Source organism: Streptomyces sp. NPDC005706 (assembly GCF_040631045.1).
GTDB lineage: Bacteria > Actinomycetota > Actinomycetes > Streptomycetales > Streptomycetaceae > Streptomyces.
On sequence record NZ_JBEXYS010000034.1, the window covers coordinates 41370 to 66262 of the forward strand.

At 69.7% G+C, this 24893-nt stretch carries 24 protein-coding genes and 1 pseudogene; 7 read left to right on the forward strand and 18 right to left on the reverse strand.

Annotated features, from left to right (window positions below; genetic code table 11):
• Positions 1-43 precede the first annotated feature (43 nt).
• From ABZ478_RS33515 to ABZ478_RS33530, 4 genes and pseudogenes are all read left to right on the forward strand, one after another.
• Positions 44-1192, forward strand: coding sequence for a hypothetical protein (locus ABZ478_RS33515; RefSeq protein ID WP_359555496.1), 1149 nt, complete (start codon positions 44-46; stop codon positions 1190-1192).
• Positions 1193-1212: 20 nt separating this feature from the next.
• Positions 1213-1419 (forward strand): annotated as a pseudogene (locus tag ABZ478_RS33520) (Scr1 family TA system antitoxin-like transcriptional regulator); the annotation flags it as partial.
• Positions 1416-1601: a DUF397 domain-containing protein gene (locus tag ABZ478_RS33525; protein WP_359555499.1), complete on the forward strand. Its 186-nt coding sequence runs from the start codon at positions 1416-1418 to the stop codon at positions 1599-1601. The pseudogene ABZ478_RS33520 and the gene ABZ478_RS33525, both read left to right, overlap by 4 nt.
• A 48-nt stretch (positions 1602-1649) precedes the next feature.
• Positions 1650-2498: a DUF4253 domain-containing protein gene (locus tag ABZ478_RS33530; RefSeq protein WP_359555501.1), complete on the forward strand. Its 849-nt coding sequence runs from the start codon at positions 1650-1652 to the stop codon at positions 2496-2498.
• 119 nt (positions 2499-2617) lie between these two features.
• Here the strand turns inward: ABZ478_RS33530 and ABZ478_RS33535 are convergent, their stop codons facing one another.
• From ABZ478_RS33535 to ABZ478_RS33565, 7 genes are all read right to left on the reverse strand, one after another.
• Entirely contained in the window at positions 2618-2983 is a 366-nt protein-coding gene (locus ABZ478_RS33535; protein WP_359555504.1) for a DUF805 domain-containing protein, read from the reverse strand.
• A gap of 279 nt (positions 2984-3262) precedes the next feature.
• Positions 3263-4255 carry a porphobilinogen synthase gene (gene hemB / locus ABZ478_RS33540; RefSeq protein ID WP_359555507.1) on the reverse strand — a complete coding sequence of 331 codons (993 nt, stop codon included), beginning with the start codon at positions 4253-4255 and terminating at the stop codon, positions 3263-3265.
• An 84-nt stretch (positions 4256-4339) separates the two neighbouring features.
• Positions 4340-4774 carry a VOC family protein gene (locus tag ABZ478_RS33545; RefSeq protein WP_359555509.1) on the reverse strand — a complete coding sequence of 145 codons (435 nt, stop codon included), beginning with the start codon at positions 4772-4774 and terminating at the stop codon, positions 4340-4342.
• A gap of 219 nt (positions 4775-4993) precedes the next feature.
• Positions 4994-5398, reverse strand: a complete 405-nt coding sequence (locus ABZ478_RS33550) for a hypothetical protein (RefSeq protein WP_359555510.1) — start codon at positions 5396-5398, stop codon at positions 4994-4996.
• Between the two features lie 73 nt (positions 5399-5471).
• On the reverse strand, positions 5472-5894 hold the full coding sequence (locus ABZ478_RS33555) for a hypothetical protein (protein ID WP_359555513.1): 423 nt from the start codon (positions 5892-5894) through the stop codon (positions 5472-5474).
• 68 nt (positions 5895-5962) lie between these two features.
• Entirely contained in the window at positions 5963-6475 is a 513-nt protein-coding gene (locus ABZ478_RS33560; protein ID WP_359555515.1) for a hypothetical protein, read from the reverse strand.
• 267 nt (positions 6476-6742) lie between these two features.
• A complete protein-coding gene (locus tag ABZ478_RS33565) occupies positions 6743-7201 on the reverse strand; it encodes an ATP-binding protein (RefSeq protein ID WP_359555516.1) in 459 nt (152 codons plus the stop codon).
• A gap of 129 nt (positions 7202-7330) precedes the next feature.
• Between ABZ478_RS33565 and ABZ478_RS33570 the strand changes: the two genes are divergently transcribed.
• Both ABZ478_RS33570 and ABZ478_RS33575 read left to right on the forward strand, forming a co-directional pair.
• Complete coding sequence (locus tag ABZ478_RS33570; RefSeq protein ID WP_359555518.1) at positions 7331-8164, forward strand: helix-turn-helix transcriptional regulator; 834 nt, start codon at positions 7331-7333, stop codon at positions 8162-8164.
• Positions 8161-8340 carry a DUF397 domain-containing protein gene (locus tag ABZ478_RS33575; protein ID WP_359555520.1) on the forward strand — a complete coding sequence of 60 codons (180 nt, stop codon included), beginning with the start codon at positions 8161-8163 and terminating at the stop codon, positions 8338-8340. The genes ABZ478_RS33570 and ABZ478_RS33575 overlap by 4 nt, the downstream gene beginning before the upstream one ends.
• 58 nt (positions 8341-8398) lie before the next feature.
• Here ABZ478_RS33575 and ABZ478_RS33580 read toward each other — a convergent pair whose 3' ends face one another.
• The 11 genes from ABZ478_RS33580 to ABZ478_RS33630 form a co-directional block, all read right to left on the reverse strand.
• A complete protein-coding gene (locus ABZ478_RS33580; RefSeq protein ID WP_359555523.1) occupies positions 8399-11632 on the reverse strand; it encodes a type I restriction endonuclease subunit R in 3234 nt (1077 codons plus the stop codon).
• Positions 11629-12825 carry a restriction endonuclease subunit S gene (locus ABZ478_RS33585; protein ID WP_359555525.1) on the reverse strand — a complete coding sequence of 399 codons (1197 nt, stop codon included), beginning with the start codon at positions 12823-12825 and terminating at the stop codon, positions 11629-11631. The genes ABZ478_RS33580 and ABZ478_RS33585 overlap by 4 nt, the downstream gene beginning before the upstream one ends.
• Positions 12825-14438 (reverse strand): class I SAM-dependent DNA methyltransferase, encoded by a 1614-nt coding sequence (locus ABZ478_RS33590; RefSeq protein WP_359555527.1) that lies wholly within the window; start codon positions 14436-14438, stop codon positions 12825-12827. The genes ABZ478_RS33585 and ABZ478_RS33590 overlap by 1 nt, the downstream gene beginning before the upstream one ends.
• A 92-nt stretch (positions 14439-14530) precedes the next feature.
• Positions 14531-16711, reverse strand: coding sequence for an N-6 DNA methylase (locus ABZ478_RS33595; RefSeq protein WP_359555529.1), 2181 nt, complete (start codon positions 16709-16711; stop codon positions 14531-14533).
• 1 nt (position 16712) lies between these two features.
• Positions 16713-17393: an Abi family protein gene (locus tag ABZ478_RS33600; RefSeq protein ID WP_359555532.1), complete on the reverse strand. Its 681-nt coding sequence runs from the start codon at positions 17391-17393 to the stop codon at positions 16713-16715.
• 275 nt (positions 17394-17668) lie between these two features.
• Positions 17669-17842 carry a hypothetical protein gene (locus ABZ478_RS33605; RefSeq protein ID WP_359555534.1) on the reverse strand — a complete coding sequence of 58 codons (174 nt, stop codon included), beginning with the start codon at positions 17840-17842 and terminating at the stop codon, positions 17669-17671.
• A gap of 2 nt (positions 17843-17844) precedes the next feature.
• The gene (locus ABZ478_RS33610; protein WP_358928536.1) at positions 17845-19551 is read right to left on the reverse strand and encodes a bifunctional uroporphyrinogen-III C-methyltransferase/uroporphyrinogen-III synthase; all 1707 of its coding nucleotides are present in this window, start codon (positions 19549-19551) and stop codon (positions 17845-17847) included.
• The gene (gene hemC / locus ABZ478_RS33615; RefSeq protein WP_358928538.1) at positions 19548-20507 is read right to left on the reverse strand and encodes a hydroxymethylbilane synthase; all 960 of its coding nucleotides are present in this window, start codon (positions 20505-20507) and stop codon (positions 19548-19550) included. The genes ABZ478_RS33610 and hemC overlap by 4 nt, the downstream gene beginning before the upstream one ends.
• Positions 20504-22225: a glutamyl-tRNA reductase gene (locus tag ABZ478_RS33620; protein WP_359555536.1), complete on the reverse strand. Its 1722-nt coding sequence runs from the start codon at positions 22223-22225 to the stop codon at positions 20504-20506. Before ABZ478_RS33620 ends, hemC begins: the two co-directional genes overlap by 4 nt.
• Positions 22222-22986: a redox-sensing transcriptional repressor Rex gene (locus tag ABZ478_RS33625; protein ID WP_359555538.1), complete on the reverse strand. Its 765-nt coding sequence runs from the start codon at positions 22984-22986 to the stop codon at positions 22222-22224. Before ABZ478_RS33625 ends, ABZ478_RS33620 begins: the two co-directional genes overlap by 4 nt.
• A gap of 255 nt (positions 22987-23241) precedes the next feature.
• Entirely contained in the window at positions 23242-23526 is a 285-nt protein-coding gene (locus ABZ478_RS33630) for a glutaredoxin family protein (RefSeq protein WP_359555541.1), read from the reverse strand.
• 94 nt (positions 23527-23620) lie between these two features.
• On the opposite strand from ABZ478_RS33630, the gene ABZ478_RS33635 reads away from it, so the two are divergent.
• Positions 23621-24538, forward strand: coding sequence for an HAD-IB family hydrolase (locus tag ABZ478_RS33635; RefSeq protein WP_359555544.1), 918 nt, complete (start codon positions 23621-23623; stop codon positions 24536-24538).
• The last annotated feature ends 355 nt before the right edge of the window (positions 24539-24893 follow it).

Here is a 24893-nt window from a genome sequence, read left to right on the forward strand (position 1 = left end):
CGCCGGAGCGCGCGGTGCGGCAGAGAGGCTGCCGGTCGAGTAGATGACCGAGCACGCCTACGACGAGGTGCTGGCCGCTCTGGCCTCGGCACCGGACGAGGAGTCGCGCCGCCGCCTCGGCCGCGTGTTCTCGTCGTTCGGTACGGTCGACCGCTACGTCGAAGCCCTGAAGCATCCCTGCGCCCCGGTACGCGAGTTCGCCGCCCGGGGCATCCAGTCCGCGTGCTCGGAGGCCCACGGCAGGAAGCCGGATCCGGCCGTGTACCACGACCGGGTGATCGACGCCCTGATTCCGCTGCTCGCCGATCCGGACGACGGAGTGGCTCAGTGGGTGCGGTGGGTGCTGAGCACGCTGGGCCCGGCGGTGGTGGGTCCGCTGCGGCGCGTGCGCGCCCGGGGGCCGGGGCGGCTTCGGCCGGCCGCGCTGTCCGTGCTCGCGGCCGTCGACGGCGAGGAGGCCCTGTCGGCGGCGGACCGTGCCGCCGTGGAGCGGCTGATCCGCGTCAAACTGCTCGACGACCGGGCCCAGCCCCTGGACACCTGCTTCACGTCCTGGATCGCCGTCCCCGGCGGCGACCAGCGAGCGATCACCGAAGTGCTCGGTCTCTTCGAGGTCAGGCCCGCCACTTTCGCGCTGGGCCGCAGCGTCGGCGTGCACGACAGCCACGACGGCGCCGAATACGGCAGGGTCTACGTCACCCCGCGAGTGGACGGGTGGACGCTGGTGCTCGGCCCCTGGTGCAACCCCGTCGACCCGCGGCGCGCGGACGACGTGCTGCGAATCACCGAGGAACTGAGCCGCCGCCACGGGCGGGCCCAGGCCTACTGCTTCGGCGAGCAGGGTGGCGGTTCGGGCTGGCTCGTCGCCGAGAACGGGAACGCCGTACGCCGCCTCAGCGCCACCGGGAGGAACGACGACGCGCGGTTCGCGCTGGGCGGCCTGCTGCCGGAGGAGCGCGACGCGGCGGCGGAAGAAGGCGTCGCGGTGCCGGGCGACGCCCGCGCCGGCGAGGAGGACGACGAGGAGTGGGCGGACCTCGCCCCCTACCTCGCACCGGACCTGGCCCAGCGGCTGGGGGTGAGCCCCTTCGACCTGGGCCCGCACACCGAGGTGCGCGGGGCGGGATTCGTGGCCCTCACCCCGCACGCGCGCGACCACGAGAGGCCGGTCACCGGGGCCTACGCCATCTAGGGAGCGGCGAACTCGCACCACACGCGGGCGACGCAGGCCCCTTCACGCTTCTGGAGACACCCGATCACCAGCACTTGGCCTACACCGAATCCCAACGCGGCAGCCAGTGGGTTTCCGACCCTGACGAGGTGTCCATCCTGGCGCGCAAGTATGCGATGCTGCGGACTCAGGCCCTCACCGTCGAGGACTCAAGAAGCCTGCTGGACCGTCTGCTAGGAGAGCAATGAACACCACGCTTCAGTGGTTCAAGTCGTCCTACAGCAGCAGCGAGGGCGGCCAGTGCCTCGAAGTGGCCGCCTCCCCCCAGGCGATCCACATCCGCGACTCCAAGCAGCGGCCCGCCGCCGACGGGCCCATGCTGCGCCTCTCCCCCGCGACGTGGGCCGCCTTCACCTCGTCCCTCAAGTGACCCTGCTGGTCAGCGGCGTTGTCAGTGGCTGCTCCTAGAGTCACTGACATGGCGACTCTTCCCAACACGCTGCCGACCCTGGCGACCGATCCCAGCGGACGTTCCCTCGGACTTCGGCTCCCGCCCGGCAGGCTGGTCGACGCGACGGACGACGGCCCCTGGCACGAGCCCCTGCTGTGGCACGCGGAGAAGCAGGCCGCGCCCGGCACCTGGGCCGCGCTGGGCGCGCCCGCCTCTCGGGCGGGTCTGCTGCCGGTCCTCGTGGAGCTGGGCGGCACCCAGGGCGGACCGGACGACTGGGAGCTGATGCCCGGTGACATGTCCTACCCCGGTGACCACGACCCGGAGGAGGTCCTCGCGGAGTACTGGGGCGACGAAGGGGCGGATGACGGCCCCGACGCCGAGCCGGAGGCCGGGTTCGACGAGGAACTGGCCGCGCTGCTGGAGCCGTTCGGGGCCGCGTGGCCGGGCCTCGCCCCGGCCGGCGTGCTCAGCGCCGACCCGGGCACGAGGGCCGCGCAGGTGGCCGATTCCCTGGCCGGGGGGACGTGGCTCAAGGACACCCGCCTGGCCCTCGTCCCGGCCCGGCGCTCCGCCGACATCCCGGCCGCCATCGGCTGGGCGGGGCCCCTCAACCACGAGAACGACGTGGCGCGCCTGTGCGCGGTCCTGCGCTCCTGGGAGGACCGCTTCGGCATACGCGTCGTAGCCCTCGGCTTCGACGTCCTGGTGCTGTCGGTGGCCGCTCCACCGAGCACCCTGGCCGACGCCGAGGCCCTGGCGGCGGAGCACTTCGCCTTCTGCCCGGACAACATCACCCAGGGCGGTCCGGGTGGCCTGCGCGCCTACGCCAATAACCTCGTCGACGAGCCGAGCTGGACCTTCTGGTGGGACTGACCCCCGGCGTCCCCCGGTGAGCTCTGCCGCACATGTCTGAGGCCGCCCGGACAACGCTGGCCGGGCGGCCTCGGGACGGCGTGTGCCGAAGGCGCGGCACGGGTGCCGCGGGCGGGGCGTCAGACGAGCGCCGGGGCTTCCTTCGGGTTCGGGCCGTACTTGTTGGCGCCGGCCTCGCTGTCCAGGCAGTAGAAGACCAGCAGGGTGATGGGGCCGGCGAGCGGGATGACGCCGAAGAGGATCCACCAGCCGGAGCGGCCCGTGTCGTGCAGACGGCGCACCGTGACACCCCAGGCCGGCAGCAGGAGCGCGAGGACGACGATGCCGGCGACGGCGATCAGGGCCGGCGTCTTGGTCGCGGCGCCGATGCCGCCCAGCACGATGTAGATCAGGTACGCGAACAGCGAGAACAGCCAGAACTCCTTGCGGCGCGCGCGCCCGCTGAAGACGGCGTACTTCTTGAGTGCGGCGAGGAACCAGCTCATGACATCCCCCCAGGGATCGACGTTCAGCCCATCCCGGAAATGGATCAGGCCAGGCGCAGAGATTAAGGGGCTGGCAGGAGCGCGTCATACACGGCGGAGATGTGTGACGGGACGGGCTTCAAACATCGTTTTCAGGACAGAATGCCCCATGATCATGGAGTGTCGGCGGGACCATCACCGAACGTTCGCGGAACCGAGCTCGTTCCGTTGCCGAAACGACAGCACACCGCAGCCGGGCCGCCGCCGTTTCGGTACCGGAACGATCTCCAACCGTGTCCCTCAGCGCAGCTTTCGCGCCACTTCGGTCGCCCAGTAGGTGAGGATGGTCCGCGCCCCGGCCCGCTTGATGCCGGTCAGGGTCTCCAGGATGGCGCGGTCCCGGTCGATCCAGCCCTTCTCGGCGGCGGCCTCGACCATCGAGTACTCGCCGGAGATCTGGTAGGCGGCGACGGGCACGTCCACGGCGTCGGCGACCCGGGCGACGATGTCGAGGTACGGTCCGGCCGGCTTGACCATGACCATGTCGGCGCCCTCGGCGAGGTCCAGCTCCAGCTCCCGCAGGGACTCGCGCCAGTTGGCGGGGTCCTGCTGGTACGTTTTGCGGTCGCCCTGGAGCGAGGAGCCGACGGCCTCGCGGAAGGGGCCGTAGAAGGCGGAGGAGTACTTGGCGGTGTAGGCGAGGATCGCGACGTCCTCCCGGCCGATCTGGTCGAGCGCGTCCCGGACGACGCCGATCTGGCCGTCCATCATCCCGCTGGGCCCGACGACGTGGGCGCCCGCGTCGGCCTGCACCTGGGCCATCTCGGCGTACCGCTCGAGCGTGGCGTCGTTGTCGACCCGCCCCTCGGCGTCGAGCACCCCGCAGTGGCCGTGATCGGTGAACTCGTCCAGGCACAGGTCGGACATGACGAGCAGGTCGTCGCCCACCTCGGCCCGCACATCGCGCAGCGCGACCTGGAGGATGCCGTCCGGGTCGGTGCCGACCGTGCCCTGGGCGTCCTTCTTGTCGTCCTCCGGCACACCGAACAGCATGATCCCGGAGACCCCGGCCTCCACCGCCTCCACCGCGGCCTTCCGCAGGCTGTCGCGGGTGTGCTGGACGACCCCGGGCATGGCCGAGACCGGCACCGGCTCGCCGACGCCCTCGCGGATGAAGGCCGGCAGGATGAAGTCGGCGGGGTGCAGTCGCGTCTCGGCGACCATGCGCCGCATGACGGGCGAGGTCCGCAGCCGCCGGGGACGCGTACCGGGAAAAGATCCGTACTTCGTCATGCCTTCTACGCTACGCCCGCCCCGGAGCCACCTTTGCCGACGGGCCGTCGGCGCCGTGGGCCCGGGGACGGGCCCCGGGGACGCTCAGTCGAGACAGAACTCGTTGCCCTCGACGTCCTGCATCACGATGCACGACTCGTTCTCCTCGTCGGCGACCAGCACACGCACGCAGACCGCGCCGAGCGCGACCAGCCGTGCGCACTCGGCCTTGAGCGTGGCGAGGCGCTCCTCACCGACGAGCCCGATACCGGCCCGCACGTCCAGATGCACCCGGTTCTTGACGACCTTGCCCTCGGGAACGCGCTGGAAGTACAGCCGCGGGCCCGCACCCGAGGGATCGACGCACGCGAACCACGAGCCCCGCTCCTCGGGCGGCAGCGAACGGCCGTACTCGTCCCAGGTGGCGAAACCTTCCGGCGGCGGCGGTACGACGTACCCCAGCACCTCGCACCAGAAGCGGGCGACGCGCTCGGGTTCCGCGCAGTCGAAGGTGACCTGGATCTGCCTGATCGTTGACATCGGCGCACCCTAACAGCCGCTCGTCACTCAACTCATCAGGATTTCGCACCTGTTGACGGCGAGGGGGGTGACTCGTGGACGACGGCGTCGGACGGGCTCCCCGTCCCGCCTCGGGGAAGGTCACAGGACGAGGAGCCCACTGGTGATCCCCCTGTCCGGCCCCTGCCGGATGCGGCGGACCTCGAAGGCGGCGGCGGTTCTCTTCCCGCCGGCCGCCGGTCAGCGCAGGCGGGCGCCGGCTCCGCCGAGCCAGGTGTGCCAGGCGCGCATACGAGCCATGGCGCCACCGTTCATGATCTGGTCGAACGCACCTCCGGACACGTCCGACGGAGGCCGGAAGCCGCTGACGGCCGCGTGCTGCCCGGAAGTCGGCGCGGGCGAGAGGTCACTGCCCCGTCCGACCAGCGCGTACCGCTTCCCCTCGACATTGATCACCAGAGTGCCGAGCCGGGTCAGCCGCCCGTCGGCCTTCCGGGGATCGCCCCGGAAGACGACCTGCCCGTCCCGGTCCTGGGCACGCAACTCGTCCGGCACCAGACTCAGCACCACGGGCACGCACCGCGCCCCGTTCCACAGACTCCGCCGCCAGTAGACGATCCCCGCGTACCCAGCGTGCTCACTCATGCGCCCGATCATGGCATGCACACAGCGTGCCGGGCATGGGCGGTGCATGGGTGCTCACGGCGGCCTCCTCGGCTCAGGCGGCGCGCCACAGCCCTGCGGTCACTGCCGGCTTGGAGCGGCAGTCGCGGCAGCGGCCGGGGTGCGGTGCTCGGAAAGCACGTTCACAGCCGTCGCAGTCCTGCAACGGATCGGGCCGCCGCCGGGCGGCTTCCGCGGCCGTGGGCGGGGCCGGTGGCCTCGCGGGAAGCGGGGCGGGCAGCAGTTCGCTGAGGCGGTAGGCGAGCACACCGGCCGGGTGACGCATGTCCACGGGCAGGTCGGCCGTCAGGACGTGGTGGACGACGGCGTCCGTGGCCCCGCCCGCGAACCACGCGGCGACGGCGGGAGCGAGCCGGTTCACCTGCCGCTGGGACAGGGTGAGGCGGTCGTCGGAGCGGCGCAGGCCGGCGAGGAGGGTGACGGCCTTGGCGTGGTGCGGGTCAGCAGAAGCCGGCACGGGCGCCTCATCGGCAGACGGCCCTGCGGGCGGTGCGGGACAGACGAAGGGTTCGTCTCCGCCCTCGGTCAGGGGGCGTCCAGCACGACCGCGGGTTGGTCGTCCTCCTGGGACGTCTCCTGGGCCTCCGCGCCGCTCACCGGCGCGTCGGCACTACGGGCAGGCGGCACCGCGGGCCGGCGGGCGACCCGCAGGGGGGCGTTGGGTACGGCGGCCGCGGCAGGGGTGTGGTGGGCGTACGTCCGCGTCACCAGACGGCCCGACTCCGTGTGCTCGCGCACCCGCTCCAGATAGCCGTACGCCTCCAACTCCCGCAGCGCGCAGGCAATCCGCTCGCGGCCTTCGGGGAAGCGGTCGGTGAGGCTGCGGATGTCGACCGGGGTACCCTCAGGCACCGACAGGATGTGTGTCGCCAGCCCGATGGCGGTCAGCGACAGGCCGCGGTGCTGGGCGAGGTGGTTGCCGATGACCACGTACTGACCGGACTGGTACGTGCGTACGTGGGTGACACCGGAGGGGGTGGCGGACCGCCGAACTCCCGCAATCGATCGCAGGCCGGCGCTAGGCTTCTTCTCAGCCATGGGGAAGGGTTCGCTTCCTCGTTGGTCAGGCCCTCGCACTGGGATGGCAGTCCCGGCGGGGGCCGATGCATGTGTGGACTTGTGGCGCGGTGAGGCACGTTCGTACGTCTCGGGGTGAGACTGCACGCCCGAGCCGCCGCCACGCCAGCCAGACCGACCCGTTTCACCCGCGCGAGTGACCTACGCGGGGTTTGGTTTGGTTGGTTGGTTTTTTCCCGGGTTCTTTGGTCTTTTACGGCCCGAAGCCCCGGCCACGGCACCACCGGGTCACGTGTTTCCCGGCCCCGGTGCGAAGTGCGCCGACGGGCCGGCCGGATCGATTTCCGCCCACACGGTCTTGCAGGGCACCGGCCCCTGCCGCATCCCCCAGCGATCCGCCAGCTCCTCCACGAGCAACAGGCCGTAGCCGCTCTCGGCCGGTCCGGTGGCGGCCGGCCGCGGGCCGGGCAGTGCGTCCCCACGCGCGTCGGTCACCTCGATACGCAGAACACCCTCAGCCGTCACCGCGAGAGCGAGCCGGAAACTCCGGCCGGGGACGCGGCCGTGCAGCGCGGCGTTCGCCGCCAGCTCGGCGACGATCAGCCGGGCGGGGTCCAACGGCAGTCCCCACGCGAGCAGTTGCTCGGTTGCGAGCAGTCGGCCGAGGCGGGCGCCGCGCCTGGTGGCGGAGAGGGGCACGCGGAACTGGCGCGCGGGGACGGGGAGGGTGGAGATTCGCTCGTTCACGTGACTCAGCGTGTCCGGGCGTGCTTAGCCTGTGAAGCACGGCAGCCCGTGCAGACGGGGGCTGTCCGTGCGCTGTCCGGTTGCGTCCGGACGGTACCGGGTGACTGGTGAGGGAAGGACGGCGTTTACGTGAGCGACTGGGACGCTGGGCTGGACGACGCCGAGGCCTGGGCGGTGATGCGCACGGTCTCACGGCAACTGAAGCTGTGGCGGGAGGCGGCCGGCCTCACCCAGGCCGAGTTCGGGACGGCCGTCGGGTACGGGGAGGAGCTGGTCCCCTCGGTGGAGCGGGGACGGCGGATTCCCCGGCCGGAGTATCTGGACGCGGCGGACTCGGTGCTGGACGCGGGCGGCAAGATCGCGGCTCTGAAGCGAGACGTGGCGGAGGTCCGGTACCCGAAGAAGGTGCGGGACCTGAAGAAGCTGGAGGCGGACGCGGTCGAGCTGTGCGCGTACAACAACTCGGTGATTCATGGATTGTTGCAGACCAGGGAGTACGCGCAGGCGGTCTTCAGCGCTCGTCGGCCACCCTTCAGCGCAGAGGAGCTGGACCAACGATTGGCTGCCCGAGTCGCACGTCAGGAGATCGTCAACGCGACCGTGGCCCGGCCCGTCTTCAGCTTCGTCCAGTGCGAGTCGACGCTCCGTCGGCCCATCGGCGGCAGGATGGTCATGCGAGCACAGCTGGAACGCCTGCTGGACGTCGCCGAGTTCCGCAACGTCGACCTCCAGGTACTGCCGCTCGCACGTGAGCAGAACTCAGGCCTTGCCGGGTCGTTCAGGCTGCTCAGGCTCAAGGACGGCACCACCGTCGGGCACGTGGAAGTGCAGCACATCAGTCGGGTGATCGTCGACCCGAAAGAGGTGCAGCTCCTCGATATGCGCTATGGAATCATCCGGGCACAGGCTCTCGACCCACGGGAGTCGACGGAGCTCATCGAGAAAGTGCTGGGAGAGACATGAAGCTGGAGTGGATAAAGAGCAGCTACAGCACGGACGAGGGCCCCGATTGCGTCGAGGTGGCCACCCCGGACGAGTCCCACGTCCTCGTCCGCGACTCCAAGAACCCCACCGGCCCCCGCCTCACCCTCACCCCCACCGCCTGGGCGACCTTCCTCCCGTACGCCTCACTGCGCTGACCCACGATCGACGGTGCCCTCGCATCCCACCGTGGCTGCGAGGGCACATTCCTGTTGCTCAGGCCAGACCCTCCGCCAACTCCTCGGCTTGCTTCAGCACCCGGTCGATCGCGTCCTGCCGCTTGTTCGGCGGGTAGCCGTACTTCCGCAGCAGGCGCAGGACACGAGCCATGATCTTGTCCCTGGCCTGCTCCTTCACCTTCCAGTCGACCGTGACGTCCTTGCGGATCTGCTCGTACAGCTCGTGGGCGATCTTGGCGAGGACGCTGTCTTCCATCTCCTCCAGCACGGATGGGTCAGCGGCGAGGGCGTCGTAGAAGGCGAGTTCGTCCTCGCTCAGGCCGAGCTTCTTCGCCCTGCCGCGGTCGGCCGACACCTCCCGCGCCAGCTCCACCAGGAACTTCATGAACTCGGCGGCCGTGAGGAGACCGTTGGTGTACCGGTTCATGGCGCGCTGCATCTTCTCGGTGAAGGTGTGCTGACGGGTGAGGTTGTTCGGGTGGACATCCTTGATCTCCTTCATCAGCGCGCGTCGCAGTGCCGCGATGGCGAGGTTGGGGTGCCTGCTGGCCTGGAGGTCGCGCAGCACCCGGTCGTCCAGGTGGGACAGGTCGGGCTTGGTCAGGCCGGCCGCGTCGTAGATGTCCACCACGCCGTCGGCGGCGATGACGGACTCGTTGAACTGGGCGATCAGCAGGCGCACGTCGGCGGCCGTGGCAAGGCCCTGTTCCTCCCGCTCGTCCATGGCGTACTTCTCGCGCGAGGTGCGTACGGCCTCGAAGAAGCGGATGTCGGGGAGCAAGTCCTGCACCCGCCGGTCGGTCGGGCAGAGGGAGAACGCCTGCTGCAGCAGGTTGGCGTGGTACGTGAACCGCTGCCTGCGGGTGGCCTTGCCGGGCTCCAGCCCAGGTTCGGGCGTGATCAGGAACTCCAACGCCTCCGTCAGGGCTTCACGGTAGGCGCCGGGCCCGCCCGCGTCTCGGATGCTCCGCCAGGCGCAGTCGGCGAGGAGGGCGTCGATGTGCTGGTAGCTCTCCCGTACGAGCTTGACGGCCCCGTCGAGGTCCGCGCCGAGCATCGGGTGCTTCTGGTCCTGCTTGGAGTACTCGGCCAGGGCCTCCTTGATCTCCCCTATCACGCCCTGGAAGTCGACGACCAGCCCGGACGGTTTGCCGGGCCAGGTGCGGTTGACGCGGGCGATGGCCTGCATCAGGGCGGCGCCCCGCATACGCTTGTCCAGGTAGAGGGTGTGCAGCGGCGGAGCGTCGAAGCCTGTCAGCCACAGGGACTGGACGATGACGAGTTCCAGTTCGTCGTCCGCGTCGGTCACCCGCTGCTGGATCTTCTTGAGCTGGGTGGGGGTACGGACGTAGTCGGCGACCTCCTCGTCGTCCTTGGCCGGATTGCCGGTGAACACCACCCTGATCCGGCCGCTGTCGTCCGTCAGCAACTGGGTCTGCGGGTCTCGCTCACCCTCCCAGTGACGCCGCTGGCGGATGATCTCCTCGAAGAGCCGAGCCGCGATGACCCGGGACGCGCAGACGATCATTCCCTTGCCCCGGTGACCGGTGAGCTTGACCATCTCGCTGCTGCGCGCGTCCCAGTGGGCGAGCACCTTTCCGGCGAGTTCCCTGATCCGATCCTGAGCGCCGATCAGGTTCTCGTACTTCCCGAACTCCCGACGGGCCTTGCGTTTCTCCGCCTCCGACAGCCCCTCTATCAATCCTTCAGCGCGTGCGTCCAGGTCATCGAGGTCGACGTCGGCGGGCAGGCGTACCCGGACCAGGTGCGGCTCGTAGAAGACGGGGACGGTCGCTCCGTCGTCCACGGCCTGCGTGAGGTCGTAGGTGTGGATGTCCTTGCCGAAGACACCTCGGGTGCTGCCGACGCGGGTCTCGATGGGCGTGCCGGTGAACGCGATGAAGGTGGCGTTGGGCAGGGCGTCACGCAGGTTGCGGGCGTAGCCGTCGATGAGGTCGTAGTGGCTGCGGTGGGCCTCGTCGACGACCACGATCACGTCGCGGCGCGGGGAGATAAGCGGATGCCGGACCCCGGCTGCCCGCTCCTCCTCAGTGAGGCGGAACTTCTGGAGCGTGGTAAAGATGACCCCGCCGGCCTGCCGTTGGAGAAGTTGCCGCAGTTGGCCGGCGTCGTCCGCCTTCTCCGGCGGTTCACCGATGGCCTTCTCCAGGGTGCGGCTGGTCGTGAAGGTTTTGCGGAGCTGGGTGTCCAGGTCGATGCGGTCGGTGAGGAGCACGAACGTCGGTTTGGCCAGCCCAGGACTCCGGGTCGCCTTGACGACGTAGAACAGCATCTCCTCGCTCTTGCCGGCGCCCTGCGTGTGCCAGACAACGCCTGCACGACCGTCGGTGGCCACAGCGGACTCGGTGGCCCGCACGGCGGCATTAACGGCGATGTACTGGTGTGCCTTGGCGAGCTTGACCGTGTCGACGGCACCGGACTCCGGGGCGGAGTAGGACAGGAAGTTCGCGATCAGGTCCAGGAAGCGGATGGGCTCGAACGCGCCGTAGATCATCCGCTCCAGCGCACGGCCGTCCTGGCGCTCGTCTTTGCGGAGCATCACGTCGTTCTCGTCGGCGTGCCAGGGTGCCGTGTGCTGCCAGGGCGTGAACGGGGTGCCCATGCGGGCGGTGATGCCGTCGGAGACGAGGGTGACGAGGAGCGTGTGGAAAGTGCCGGTCTCTTTCAGCTCACGCCGGTAGCCCTGGAGCTGGTCGTACGCGGTACGGGCGTTGTCCTTGCTGTCGGCCTTCTTCAGCTCTACGACGGCGAGAGGCAAGCCGTTGACGTACAGGACGATGTCGAAGACGAAGGTCCTGTTCTTGGTGCTGCGCACCCGCACCTGGGAGGCGGCCACGAGGTCGTTGCCGTGCGGGTCAGCGAAGTCGACGGGCCGTATGGTGGCGTGCCGCTTCTCGCCGGTGGCGGGATCGTCGTAGGGGACGCGGACGCCCCCGGTCAGGCGCTCGTAGAACCGGTGGTTCTCGCGGAGGTCGTTCCGGGTATGCCAGCGCAGCAGCTCGTTGGCTGCGTCGTCGGCAACGTGGTCGGGCAGGCGCGGGTAGCGGTTGCGGATCGCCTTGAGCAGGCGGGGGCGGAGGACCAGGTCGTCCCAGTCCGCCCGCACGCCGTAGGCAGGACCGAGCTCCGGCCCCGGAACGTGCTGCCACCCGTACTCGGCGAGCAGTTCGAGCGTGTGCGACTCCAGCTCCTTCTCGGTGAGCCGGTCTATCGGCGGCTCACCGAGCGGCTGCTCGGCACCTGCGGTCATACGACCTCCTCGACGGTACGGACCGCGTCCTTGACACGCAGCTTGCCGGAGATCAGTTGGGGGAGGAGGGTGTCGCGGAGGTCGGCTAGGGTGCGGTTTTCGTTCGAGGTGTGTGTCACCGACGCGTGCAGTGCGTCGAGCTTCGCAGACAGTCGCTCTCGCTCTCCTTGGGCGGGCAATGGGATTCGCCAACCAGGCATCTCCTTGAGCGGAAGCCGGTCCACGGTGGCTCCATGGATGGTTCTACGCCTGATCTCATCCTGGAACGCAGGGCTGAGGTACGCATGCAGCAGCAGCGCACCACTTACGGACGTGGACTTGCTGCGCAGCAATGCCATCCGCCGTCCCAAGCTCCCTTGGACGCCGGGCGGCATCAGTGCGGCATCGCCGAGCCGGGTCTCGTAGGAGAAGAGAACGTCCTCGGCCTGCGGTTGCACACGGCGGGTCCAGCGGGGGAAGTCCTCTTCGGAAAGATGCGCTGACTCGGCAAGGTCCAGAAAGCCGTTCTTCAGGCTGCTGATGCTGAGGAACCAGGGGCCCGTCTCGGTCTTCTGCGGAGTGGCGTGCGGGCCGTCGAACAGTTCAGCAAGATCACCGATGAGCTCCGACTCACCGCCGATCCCGGCCGCCTCGTAACAGGCATCAGCAAGGCTCAGAGTCGTCTCACGGATCCGCTCGTTAAGTGCCATCTTGTCGTCCAGTGTGCCGAGCACCTCGGAAATGGCTCGCTGCTCGCTGAGTTCGGGGATGCTGACGGGCCACCGCGAAAACTCGACTAGCGGGATGCGATCCACCGTCGCCCCATGAACCGCCCGCTCAGCGATGGTCCTCTGAAACTCCGGGCCCAAGTAGAAGTACAGCAAGAATCGTGGGTCCACCGCACCAGGCTTAGGCCGCAGCAGCCCCATCCTCCGGCCGAGGCAGGCCTGAAGCCCTGGAGGCATGAGGGCCGCCTCACCGAGGCGAGTCTCGTAGGAGAAGAGCAGGTCACCCTCGCGTGGCGTCACCCGCTTGGTCCACTTCACGAAGTCAGCCTCGGACAGGTGAGCCGACTCAGAGAGGATCAGTCGCCCTGATGCCAAACTGGAGATGCTAAGAAACCAAGGGCCTTGGTCCGTTTTTTTCGGCGTGGCATGAGGTCCGTCATAGACGTCAGCCACGTCTCCGATGGTTACCTTCCGCCACTCCCCCATCACACCCTCCCCAACTGCTCATCCACAACCTTCGCCAACCGCTCCGACTCGGCAAACTGCTCCCGCAGCAGAGCCGTCAAGCGCGCGATCTTCTCCTCCACCGGCTCCGCGTCCGGATCCGCCTCCGCCTCAGCTACACCCACATAGCGCCCCGGCGTCAGCATGAAATCGTGCTCGGCGATGACATCCAGCGAGGCGCTCACGCAGAAGCCAGACACGTCCTCGTACGGACCAGCCCCGTCGACACCCCGCCATGCCCGCACCGTGTCACCGATCCGGTGGACGATCTCCTCCTCGGTCAGTTCCCTCAGCGTGCGGTTCTTCATTTCACCGAACTCGCGCGCGTCGATAAATAGAACCTCGCCCTTGCGCCCAGGCGCCCAAGCCGAGTGCCGCCCCTTGCCCTCCGCCAAGAACCACAAACACGCCGGGATCTGAGTAGACCGGAACAGCTGGCCCGGCAGGGCGATCATGCAGGCCACGAGGTCGGCCTCGACGATCGCGCGGCGGATGTCGCCCTCGCCCGACTGCTTGCTACTCATCGAGCCGTTCGCCAGGACGACACCGGCCCGTCCACCCGGAGCAAGCTTGCTGATCATGTGCTGGAGCCAGGCGTAGTTCGCGTTGCCGACAGGCGGAGTGCCGTACACCCACCGCTTGTCCATGCCGAGCAGTTCTCCGCCCCAGTCGGAGATGTTGAAGGGCGGGTTGGCCATGACCACGTCCGCCTTCAGCTCCGGGTGCTGGTCGTTGCGGAAGGTGTCGGCGGGCTCGTCGCCCAGTTTGGCCTCGACCCCGTGAATGGCAAGGTTCATGTGGGCCAGCTGCCAGGTGGTCTGGTTGAGTTCCTGACCGTAGACGGCGACGTTCAGCGGGTTGCCGCCGTGCGTCTCGATGAACTTCTCCGCCTGGACGAACATGCCACCCGAGCCGCACGCCGGGTCGTAGACCCGCTCGCCCTGCTTCGGTTCCAGGACCTCCACCAGGAGCTTCACCACGCTCTCGGGGGTGAAGTACTCGCCGCCCTTGCGGCCCTCCTTCAGGGCGAACTCGGCGAGGAAGTACTCGTAGACCTCGCCCATGATGTCCCGCGCGCCTTTGCGCCTGCCGTCCTCGCCCAGCTGTTCCTGGAAGACCAGCCGGTCCAGCAGCTTCACCAGGCCGGCGAGGCGCTCCTCGTCCACCTGGCCGCTGTTGTAGATCTTCGGCAGGGTACGGTTCAGCGCCGGGTTGAATTTCTCGATGGCGCGCATGGCCGCGTCGATGGTCTCGCCGACGCTGTCGCCCTCAACCGTGCCCTTCGCCCGCTCCAGCACGCTCTCCCAGCGGGCGGTGGGCGGAACGTAGAAGATGCCGGAGCCGGTGTACTCACGGCGCTCTTCTAGGGTGGCGAGCATGTCCTCCTCGCTCCAGCCGCCTTCCTCGCGCAGCTCGGCCTCCAACTGGGCCCGCTTCTCGGCCATGGCGGCGGAGACGTACTTGAGGAAGACCAGGCCCAGGACGAAGTGCTTGTACCCGGCGGCGTCCAGGCTGCCGCGCAGCTTGTCCGCCGACGCCCAGAGCACCTTCTTCATGTCCTGGGGTTCAGCCGTCTTCTTCTTCCGTGGCGGCACGGGTGCCTCACTTCTTTCCCGGGGTCGTGGTGTTCTTCGTCGTACGCCGTGTTGGCCGGCGCAACCTTGTTTCTCGTCGTGCCCGAGGCGCCTCAGGCACCGCCGGGTCTGCGACGCAACGTCAAGTCCCCGTCGGCGACTCCGGCCGCCAGTCGCAGGGCCAGGTTGTCCAGCGCCGCGAGTTGCCGCCGTACGTCGGCGCGCTGCCGGTCCGTCTCGGTCAGGACGGCCTCCAGCTCAGCGACCTCCTCGGGTGGCAGCTCGGGCAGGTCCATGTCCCGCACGCTCACTCTGCGGACCAGTGAGCCGCTGCCGCGGTGCTGGTTGCGCGGGGCGGCGAGCAGCTTGGCGAGCGGGTGCGGGCGCATCCACACCTGCTCAGGGCCCACCTCCCCGGCGAGGAACCGCCGGTACGCCGGGATGCGCAGCCCCTGAACCGGCGCGAGCAGTACGCAGCCGCCCGCGTCGTCCACCTGCGCGCGTACCCCGTGCTCGGTGAGCAGGAAGACGTCGCCGCGCTCAGTGGTCTGGGCCTGCGGGTAGGCGGCCAGGTCTTCCAGCGCGATTCGCCGCTGTCCGAGCGGCAGGGCGCCGAGCATCTCCTCACGGCCCACGACCATCAGACCTGCGTCCCCTATGTCCGACTCGCGGATCCGGTGCCCGGCCAGCAGTCTGAGCTGGCCCGCCCGCAGGTGCTCGCCGACCTTGCGGTGTGCCGCCTCGCTGCCGGGAACCCGCCTGACGACATGGAGATCTCCGATCCACTCCTTGATATGGGGCAGAGCCGTCGCGGCCTCGCGTCGTGCATCCAGAGTGGCGGAGACATGGTCAAGGCCCTGTTCCTTGGTGCCGAGCCGGTGTGCGGGCAGGACCGATCGGCCGTCGAGAAGGGCTTCCCCTCTCGGGCCGGTGGCCGACACGGGGAAGTCCCTGGCCTCCTCGGCCACCGGCGACCGTCCGTCCTCCAGCACCTTCGCGACGTACGCCGGCCACGCACCTCCGACGCGGCGGGCGATCCGGTCGGCGTCGACCAGCAGTGCCCGGCCCCGGCGCTCCGCCGACGCCTCGTCGCGCAGCACGAGCAGCGCGTGTTCAGCTCCCGTGCGGAACCGGTGGATACGGCGCGGCAACTGGATGACCGCCGCGACCGCGTCCCGGCTCAGCAGCTCCTCACGCATCCGTGCATTAGGTGTGGGAGTTGTGCCACGCGGCCGACTCAGGGTCCAGGACGGTACGACAACCAGGCCCCGGCCGCCCGGATTCATGCGGCGCATGGCTTCGAGGGCCCAGCTGAGCGGCCCGTTTTCATCGAACTCCCGCTCTCCCGCGGCATAGGGCGGGTCGGCGAGGACGACGTCACCGGACGTGGTGCCCCAAGGGGCTTCCGGGTCCAGGGGGAGGTCCCGCTGCTCGGACGGCCACAAGGTATCCAGTTCCTCGGGACGCGCGCATACGTCCACGGCAGTGCGGTGGTGCCCGAAGAGCCGGTAGAGGAGAAGCTTGCGGCGCAACGGATCACGCTCCACCGCGACCATGCCGCCGCTCCCGCGGACATCGCCGAGGGCGAACAGCAGCTCACCTGTGCCGGCGCACAGGTTGATCACCGTGGGGTGGTCGGGGCCGGGCGACACGGCGTCCAGCGGGCCGACCAGTCTGCTGACCAGCTCTGCAAGCGTTGACGGCGTCGTATCCATGATCAGGTCCGACTCCAGCCGCTCGGCCAGTGCCAGCACCGTTTCAGCGGCGGCTCCGGGCGAGCCCAGTTCCTCGATGAGCTGCCGTACCGCACGCGCGACACGCGGATCGGCGGCTTCCACGTCCGTCAGCAACTCGACCGGGAGGGTCTCCGGGGGCCGGTCACCTCCTTCCCCTGCCATGGCGCATACGGCAAGCGCCTCGATGATGAGCCGCTCCGCCGAGCCCAGTTCGTGACGCAGGGCGACGAGTCCGCGCAGCCTTAGGCCACTTCGGAACCGATCGCCGTAGGTCGGCAGGGAGCCGTCCTCACCTGGCTCCGCGTCCGGAATGGGGCGCATGTCCAGCCAGGCCGCCACGTCCTCCGCGTCGAAGAGGGGCCGGCTGTCACTGCCGCCCACAGGATCCGGGAACGGCGGGCGCCTGCCTCCGCCCACGTGAGGTGACTCCTTGGAAAACCTGCGACGCCAGTTGCTGACGGTGGGCCGGCCGACCTCGGCGAGCTCCTTGATCTCGCCCAGGGAAACCAACGCGGACACCGCATGCGCCCCGCTCGGCATCTTGTCTTCCATCGTCATCTCACAACCTCACAGGATCGTGGCCCGACAGCACACCACTCCTGCGGGCCAGCACCTCCGGAACTTGGCTGTGCTTGTCGTGCCGCTCAGCCATGGGGGAGGAGAGGTGGCGCAACAGAGCGACCGCCGTGCGGAAGTCCTCGTCGAGGTGCCGGTGAAAGATGCGCTCCTGGTGCGCGATGCGGTTGCGCAGGGTACGCATGCGGTCGAACTTGCCGTGCAGGACTTCCCGACCACCGCGGTGCTCACGGAAGAGATGTCTGAGCGAGGGGTTCCAATACTTCATCTCGTAGTTGCCACCCCGACCGCCCTTGCCCAGCAAACTGACCCAAAACCCGAAAGACAGCTGAGCCACCACGTCACATGCCTCGTAGTTGCGCCGGCGTTTGGCCAGCTTCTTCTCGGCAGCCTGGATCTCCTCCTGCCCGTGCCAGTTGGGCTCAGCCCGGCGTTCGTTCCACCAGTCCGGGCGGCCGTATCGTCCTCCGAGCTGGTCGTGGAGCCGGTTACGCAGACTGACTTCCAGATCACGCAGCGGGCCTTGGAGGGCGCGGGCGATCTCGGAGTCCCAGGCATACAGACGGATTGCTCGCGCGGCGTCGCCTCCGCACTCGTCAAAGAAGGGCTGGAACCTCTCGGCGGAGATGACTGCGACTAACGGCCCGTGCTCACCCTGTGTCATATTCGCCCTCTTTCACGCTACGACGCCGCGTGGTAGTGTCGTCGTCGTAAGCCCTGGAGTCCTGTCACCGCATCGCACACAGCCCAGGGCAGAGCCTGGTTGATCGCCCTCGAGTCCGCCCGCCCAGTTCAGGCGGACTCGAGGGCGCAACTGTTTGCGCGTCAGGGAGCATCGGACCGCCCTCGCGCCGGTCGGCTGTGACGCCACGAACAACGATAGTAGACACAGCACCCCACGGTCAACACCCATCCAGGCTGTTCCGAGAAGCCCCCTTCTCAGGCAAAGACTCGTCGTTGATGCATGGTTGGAAATTCCGGGTTGCCGGGCTCGATGAAAGGCAAAAGCTCTGCCACTTCGTCTGGTGGCAGAGCTTTTACGAACGGCATTTCACTCAGCAGAAGCAGCTTTGGTGCGGCGTTCCGGCAAACGGACCATCCCACCGCACTCATGGCTACGTTGTAGACCGCCGCCTGCGCGCCCCCGGACGGCGCTCGCTCGGCCGCGTCACCGGGTCCCCGGACTCCAGGGCGGCCGCCCGGCGCTTCATGCCGAAGTCGGCCAGGGCCTCGGCCAGCTTGTGGACCGAGGGCTCGGGGGCCATCACGTCGACGCGCAGACCGTGTTCCTCGGCCGTCTTGGCCGTCGCCGGACCGATGCAGGCGATCACCGTGACGTTGTGCGGCTTACCCGCGATGCCCACCAGGTTCCGGACGGTCGAGGACGACGTGAACAGCACCGCGTCGAACCCACCGCCCTTGATGGCCTCGCGGGTCTCCGCCGGGGGCGGCGAGGCCCGCACGGTCCGGTAGGCCGTGACGTCGTCGACCTCCCAGCCCAGCTCGATCAGACCGGCCACCAGGGTCTCGGTGGCGATGTCGGCCCGGGGCAGGAAGACACGGTCGATCGGGTCGAAGACCGGGTCGTACGGAGGCCAGTCCTCCAGGAGGCCGGCCGCCGACTGCTCACCGCTCGGCACCAGGTCGGGCTTCACGCCGAAGGCGATCAGCGCCTTCGCCGTCTGCTCGCCCACCGCGGCGACCTTGATGCCCGCGAAGGCACGGGCGTCGAGGCCGTACTCCTCGAACTTCTCGCGCACCGCCTTGACCGCGTTGACGGACGTGAAGGCGATCCACTCGTACCGGCCGGTGACCAGGCCCTTGACCGCGCGTTCCATCTGCTGCGGGGTGCGCGGGGGCTCCACCGCGATCGTCGGGACCTCGTGCGGCACCGCGCCGTAGGACCGAAGCTGGTCGGAGAGCGAAGCCGCCTGCTCCTTCGTACGCGGCACGAGCACCTTCCAGCCGAACAGCGGCTTGGACTCGAACCACGACAACTGGTCGCGCTGGGCGGCCGCGCTTCGCTCGCCGACCACGGCTATCACCGGCCGGCCGCCGTCCGGGGACGGCAGGACCTTCGCCTGCTTCAGCGTCTGCGCGATCGTGCCGAGCGTCGCCGTCCAGGTGCGCTGGCGGGTCGTCGTACCGGCGACGGTGACGGTCAGCGGGGTGTCCGGCTTGCGGCCCGCGGACACCAGTTCGCCGGCCGCGGCGGCCACCGAGTCCAGCGTCGTGGAGACCACCACCGTGCCGTCGGAGGCCCCCACCTCCGTCCAGCAGCGGTCGGAGGCGGTACGGGCGTCCACGAACCGGACGTCCGCGCCGTGCGGGTCGCGCAGCGGCACACCGGCGTACGCGGGCACGCCGACGGCGGCCGCCACACCCGGTACGACCTCGAAAGGCACACCGGCGGCGGCGCAGGCGAGCATTTCCTCGGCCGCGTACGTATCAAGTCCCGGGTCCCCGGACACCGCACGGACGACCCGCCTGCCGCCCCGCGTGGCCTCCATGACAAGATGAGCGGCATCCCGGGCAGGAGTCGGGACCGCAGCGGTTGTTGACGCACCGTCAACGACCGTGAGCTGCGGCGCGCCCGTGCCCGGCGGTGACACCGAGGAGTCCGCGTCCATCGGCACGACGGACACGCCCTGCCGGGCGTGCGTCCGGATCACATCGAGCACCTCGTGCTCGGCGATCAGGACATCCGCGTTCGACAGCGCCTCCACGGCGCGCAGAGTCAGCAGCCCCGGATCCCCGGGTCCGGCACCCAGGAAGGTGACGTGCCCGTGTTCAAGGCCGGTGGGAAGGGTGGTGGGGCTCAATGTGCTCGCTCCCCCATCAGACCGGCCGCGCCCTGGTCCAGCATCTCGGTCGCGAGTTCGCGCCCGAGTGCCATCGCCTGGTCGTGCGTTCGGGGCACGGGACCGGTGGTGGACAGCTGCACCGTGCGGGTGCCGTCGGTCGTGCCGACGACGCCGCGCAGGCGCATTTCCTTGACAATCTGCCCGTCGGCCACGAGGTCGGCCAACGCACCCACGGGTGCGCTGCAACCGGCCTCGAGGGCGGCGAGCAGTGACCGTTCGGCGGTCACGGCGGCCCGGGTGAACGGGTCGTCGAGCTCGCCGAGCGCGGCGACGAGGTCCGCGGCGTCCGCGGTGCACTCGATCGCCAGGGCCCCCTGGCCGGGGGCGGGCAGAACCGTGTCGACCGACAGGAAGTCGGTCACCTCGTCGATCCGGCCGATGCGGTTCAGTCCGGCGGCGGCGAGGACGACCGCGTCCAGCTCACCGCTGCGCACGAAACCGATCCGGGTGTCGACGTTGCCGCGTATCGGGACCGTCTCTATGTCCAGTCCGTGGGCGCGGGCATACGCGTTGAGCTGCGCCATGCGGCGCGGCGCCCCGGTGCCTATGCGGGCACCGGGCGGCAGGTCGGTGAACTTCAGCGCGTCCCGGGCGACGATCACGTCGCGCGGGTCCTCGCGCACCGGTACGGCGGCCAGGACCAGTTCCTCGGGCTGCGTGGTCGGCAGGTCCTTGAGCGAATGAACCGCGAAGTCCACCTCGCCGCCGACCAGCGCGTCGCGCAGCGCCGTGACGAACACGCCGGTGCCGCCGATCTGCGTGAGGTGCTCGCGGGAGACGTCGCCGTGCGTGGTGATCTCGACCAGCTCGACGGGGCGCCCGGTCACCCGGCGGACGGCGTCCGCCACCTGCCCGGACTGGGCCATGGCGAGCTTGCTCCGCCTCGTCCCCAGTCTCAAAGCCTTCTGTGTCATGCCGGTCGGTCCTTCTTGTCTGTGCTGTCCCCGGCCCGGGAGACGGCGGCAACCGTCTCGGGGTCGAGGTCGAAGAGGGTGCGCAGCGCGTCCGCGTACCCGGCGCCGCCGGGCTCGGCCGCGAGCTGCTTCACCCGTACGGTCGGCGCGTGCAGCAGCTTGTCGACGACCCGGTGCACGGCCTGCCGGATCTCGCCGCGCTGGCGTTCGTCCAGGTCGGGCAGGCGGCCGTCGAGCCGCGCGATTTCACCGGCGACGACGTCGGCGGCCATGGTGCGCAGTGCGACCACGGTCGGCGTGATGTGCGCCGCCCGCTGTGCCGCGCCGAAGGCCGCGACCTCGTCGGAGACGATACGCCGCACCTGGTCCACATCGGCCGCCATCGGCGCGTCGGCGGAGGCCTCGGCGAGGGACTCGATGTCCACCAGGCGCACCCCGGCCAGCCGGTGCACGGCCGCGTCGATGTCGCGGGGCATGGCGAGGTCGAGGAGGAACAGGGCCGGCGCCGGGCGCGGGATCACGGCGACCGGTTCGGGCTTGCGGAGCTCGGGGATGCGGCCGACGGTGGCGGCGGTCGCGGCGAGCGCGGTGATCAGCTCGGCGTCGGCCTCCGGGCTGCGCCGGGCGCTGTCCCGGCGGTCCATGGTGCCGCCCGCGACCCAGGCCCCGTGCTGCTCGAGGGTGGCCGCGTCCAGGCCGGCCACGGCGGCCTCGCCGTGCACGGAGAAGCCGGTCGAGCCCTGCACGGCGGCCAGGTCCAGCGGGCAGTTCTCCTCGGCGGCGGCACCGGCCGTACCGGTGGCGGTGGCCGCCGGCGCGCTCTTCACGGCCGTACGGGCGCCGGTGTCGGCCTCGGGGTCGCCGGGGGTGCCCTCGATCCGGCCCTCGACCGCCCGCGCGACCGAGTCCGCCGGCAGTACCAGGCCCGTCGCCCCGGTGCAGGAGACGACGACGTCGGCACGTGTCAGCTCGCCCGGCACGGCGTCCATCCGCACCGCGCGCGCGGACACCGCGGTGTCGTCGCCCTCGGTGAGTATCCGGGCGAGGCGCTCGGCGCGCTCGAAGGTGCGGTTGGCGACGACGATCTCACCGACGCCGGCGCGGGCGAGCGTCGCGGCGGCCAGCGAGGACATCGACCCGGCGCCGATGACCAGCGCCCGGCGTCCCGCGGCCCATTCCTCGACGGCACCGCCGGCGGCGAGCTGCTCCAGGCCGAAGGTGACCAGCGACTGGCCGGCCCGGTCGATGCCGGTCTCGGAGTGGGCGCGCTTGCCGACCCGCAGGGCCTGCTGGAACAGGTCGTTCAGCAGCTTGCCGGCGGTGTGCAGCTCCTGGGCGCGGGCCAGGGAGTCCTTGATCTGGCCGAGGATCTGCCCCTCGCCGACGACCATCGAGTCCAGGCCGCAGGCCACCGAGAACAGGTGGTGGACGGCCCGGTCCTCGTAGTGCACGTAGAGGTACGGCGTCAGTTCCTCGAGGCCGACACCGCTGTGCTGGGCGAGCAGCGTGGACAGCTCGGCCACACCGGCGTGGAACTTGTCCACGTCGGCGTACAGCTCGATGCGGTTGCAGGTGGCGAGCACCGCGGCCTCGGTGGCCGGTTCGGCGGCGACCGTGTCCTGGACCAGCTTGAACTGGGCGTCCGCGCTCAGCGCGGCCTGCTCCAGCACGCTGACCGGGGCACTGCGGTGGCTCAGCCCGACGACGAGGAGACTCATGCCGGCATCACGGCGGGCACGTCCCCGTCGGGTCCCTGGTCGCCGGAGGCGTCTCGGGTGGTGGCCGCGGGCATCGCGCCGTCACCGGCGGCGGTCTCCTCGCCGGCCTTGCGCTGCTCGTGGAAGGCGAGGATCTGCAGCTCGATGGAGAGGTCGACCTTGCGCACGTCGACCCCGTCCGGGACGGTCAGCACGGTCGGCGCGAAGTTCAGGATCGAGGTGACACCGGCGGCCACGAGCCGGTCGCAGACCTGCTGGGCGGCACCGGCGGGGGTCGCGATCACGCCGATCGAGACGCCGTTGTCCTTGATGATCTTCTCGAGCTCGTCGGTGTGCTGCACCGGGATGCCGGCGACCGGCTTACCGGCCATCGCCGAATCGGCGTCGATCAGCGCGGCCACCCGGAAACCACGGGAGGCGAACCCGCCGTAGTTGGCGAGGGCGGCGCCGAGGTTACCGATACCGACGATCACAACCGGCCAGTCCTGGGTCAGGCCGAGTTCACGGGAGATCTGGTAGACGAGATACTCCACGTCGTAGCCGACACCGCGCGTTCCGTAGGAGCCCAGATACGAGAAGTCCTTGCGCAGCTTCGCGGAGTTGACCCCCGCCGCCGCGGCCAGCTCCTCGGAGGAGACCGTGGGGACCGAGCGCTCCGACAGTGCGGTCAGCGCGCGGAGGTACAGCGGAAGGCGGGCGACGGTGGCCTCGGGAATCCCTCGGCTGCGGGTCGCCGGTCGGTGAGTTCGGCCAGTTGCCACGGTGCTCCTGCGGGTAGAGCGGGGCTGTGGGCGGTCATGCGTCCCCAGACCGCCCCGTCCACAGCAGGCTATGCCTTTGTGAACGCGTGCACAAAGATGGTGTCCGATTTGCCCGGCCAACGTGACCGGGGTCACGCATGTCATTCGTGGGGGCAAAACGTCGGCACTCCTCGTGAATCCCGCCCCCGAGACAAAAACTCCAACGATCCTAAGCGACCTCCGCGTGTTCGTTGTACTGGTCGGTCAGTTTCCGGATCAGCCGCCGGTCAGCTCCTTGCGCAGCCGCGCCTCGTCCACCCGCCAGAAGGTGTGCTGACTGCCGTCGACAAGGACCACCGGGATCTGCTCCCAGTACTGGTCGTGCAGCTGCCGGTCCTGGGTGATGTCCCTCTGCTCCCAGGGGACACCGAGTTCCCCGCAGACCTTCTCGATCACGGCCTGCGCGTCGTCGCACAGATGACAGCCGGGCTTGCGGATGAGCGTGACCGACCGTTCCGCGGGATCGGCCTTACGCCGGAAGAGGGGACTCATGCCGGCCATTCTCCCGCCTCTTCGACTGCGGCGTCATGGAGAGTTCACACCCTTCGAACCTCGCGGCTCCGGAACCGCCGAACGGAATGGCTATGCTCACGCCATGGCCGCTCTCGGATGGCTCACTCCCCGTAGGCGCTCCGCCACGGCGCGGAGCGTGTTGGCAGGCGAGGCCTCGGCGGAGGCCGCCCGCAAGTCCTCGCGGGAATTTCCGCAGGCCGAGCGGGAACCGGAGTTCCCGGTCCTCGGCGACGACAAGGCCGCCGCCTTCTTCGACCTCGACAACACCGTGATGCAGGGCGCCGCGCTGTTCCACTTCGGGCGCGGCCTGTACAAGCGGAAGTTCTTCGAGACCCGCGACCTGGCCAGGTTCGCCTGGCAGCAGGCGTGGTTCCGGCTGGCCGGCGTCGAGGACCCCGAGCACATGCAGGAGGCCCGCGACTCGGCGCTCTCCATCGTCAAGGGCCACCGGGTCGCCGAGCTGGAGACCATCGGCGAGGAGATCTACGACGAGTACATGGCCGACCGCATCTGGCCGGGCACCCGCGCCCTGGCCCAGGCGCACCTGGACGCGGGCCAGAAGGTGTGGCTGGTCACCGCGGCCCCCGTGGAGATCGCCCAGGTCATCGCCCGCCGGCTCGGCCTGACCGGCGCGCTGGGCACCGTCGCGGAGTCGGTCGGCGGTGTCTACACCGGCGCGCTGGTGGGTGAACCCCTGCACGGGCCGGCCAAGGCGGAGGCGGTACGGGCGCTGGCGGCGGCCGAGGGCCTGGACCTGAACCGCTGCGCCGCCTACAGCGACAGCCACAACGACATCCCGATGCTGTCGCTCGTGGGGCACCCGTACGCCATCAACCCGGACGCCAAGCTGCGCAGGCACGCCCGCGAGCAGGACTGGCGGCTGCGGGACTACCGCACCGGCCGCAAGGCCGCGAAGGTCGGCATCCCGGCGGCGGCGGGCGTCGGCGCGGTGGCCGGCGGCACCGCCGCGGCCATCGCCCTGAGCCGGCGCCGGCGATAGCGCCGGACCCGGCGCCCGCTATCGCCGGCCGTGGCCGGAGCGGCCGCGGACAGCCCCGTGCCGGCGGCGACACGCCTGGGTGGTGGGGAGAACCCCGGATTATGCCGCCCGACCCCCAACCCGCCCCGCACTTCGCCGAAACACGCCCTTTTCCGATCAACAACCGATCAGGTTGCGACGCTTGATGGACCGTCAATCGGTAACAGAAGCGACGCAATCGATGATTTGAGCAACTCGGTGTAGCAGTGCCTGTACGAAGCGTTATTCTCCTCAGACGCAATCCGGTACCCCTCCGTCGCTACGACGGGTGAACGGTTCCGCACTGCACGTGATGCAAGCTCTGCCTCTGGGAGTC

What these genes read in the sequence shown, in the direction of transcription:
- ABZ478_RS33515 (WP_359555496.1), top strand. Translation starts at nt 44, where the DNA reads ATGACCGAGCACGCCTACGACGAGGTGCTGGCCGCTCTGGCCTCGGCA.
- ABZ478_RS33525 (WP_359555499.1), top strand. Translation starts at nt 1,416, where the DNA reads ATGAACACCACGCTTCAGTGGTTCAAGTCGTCCTACAGCAGCAGCGAG.
- ABZ478_RS33530 (WP_359555501.1), top strand. Translation starts at nt 1,650, where the DNA reads ATGGCGACTCTTCCCAACACGCTGCCGACCCTGGCGACCGATCCCAGC.
- ABZ478_RS33535 (WP_359555504.1), bottom strand. Translation starts at nt 2,983, where the DNA reads ATGAGCTGGTTCCTCGCCGCACTCAAGAAGTACGCCGTCTTCAGCGGG.
- hemB (WP_359555507.1), bottom strand. Translation starts at nt 4,255, where the DNA reads ATGACGAAGTACGGATCTTTTCCCGGTACGCGTCCCCGGCGGCTGCGG.
- ABZ478_RS33545 (WP_359555509.1), bottom strand. Translation starts at nt 4,774, where the DNA reads ATGTCAACGATCAGGCAGATCCAGGTCACCTTCGACTGCGCGGAACCC.
- ABZ478_RS33550 (WP_359555510.1), bottom strand. Translation starts at nt 5,398, where the DNA reads ATGAGTGAGCACGCTGGGTACGCGGGGATCGTCTACTGGCGGCGGAGT.
- ABZ478_RS33560 (WP_359555515.1), bottom strand. Translation starts at nt 6,475, where the DNA reads ATGGCTGAGAAGAAGCCTAGCGCCGGCCTGCGATCGATTGCGGGAGTT.
- ABZ478_RS33575 (WP_359555520.1), top strand. Translation starts at nt 8,161, where the DNA reads ATGAAGCTGGAGTGGATAAAGAGCAGCTACAGCACGGACGAGGGCCCC.
- ABZ478_RS33580 (WP_359555523.1), bottom strand. Translation starts at nt 11,632, where the DNA reads ATGACCGCAGGTGCCGAGCAGCCGCTCGGTGAGCCGCCGATAGACCGG.
- ABZ478_RS33585 (WP_359555525.1), bottom strand. Translation starts at nt 12,825, where the DNA reads ATGGGGGAGTGGCGGAAGGTAACCATCGGAGACGTGGCTGACGTCTAT.
- ABZ478_RS33595 (WP_359555529.1), bottom strand. Translation starts at nt 16,711, where the DNA reads ATGACGATGGAAGACAAGATGCCGAGCGGGGCGCATGCGGTGTCCGCG.
- ABZ478_RS33600 (WP_359555532.1), bottom strand. Translation starts at nt 17,393, where the DNA reads ATGACACAGGGTGAGCACGGGCCGTTAGTCGCAGTCATCTCCGCCGAG.
- ABZ478_RS33605 (WP_359555534.1), bottom strand. Translation starts at nt 17,842, where the DNA reads ATGAGTGCGGTGGGATGGTCCGTTTGCCGGAACGCCGCACCAAAGCTG.
- hemC (WP_358928538.1), bottom strand. Translation starts at nt 20,507, where the DNA reads ATGACACAGAAGGCTTTGAGACTGGGGACGAGGCGGAGCAAGCTCGCC.
- ABZ478_RS33620 (WP_359555536.1), bottom strand. Translation starts at nt 22,225, where the DNA reads ATGAGTCTCCTCGTCGTCGGGCTGAGCCACCGCAGTGCCCCGGTCAGC.
- ABZ478_RS33630 (WP_359555541.1), bottom strand. Translation starts at nt 23,526, where the DNA reads ATGGCCGGCATGAGTCCCCTCTTCCGGCGTAAGGCCGATCCCGCGGAA.
- ABZ478_RS33635 (WP_359555544.1), top strand. Translation starts at nt 23,621, where the DNA reads ATGGCCGCTCTCGGATGGCTCACTCCCCGTAGGCGCTCCGCCACGGCG.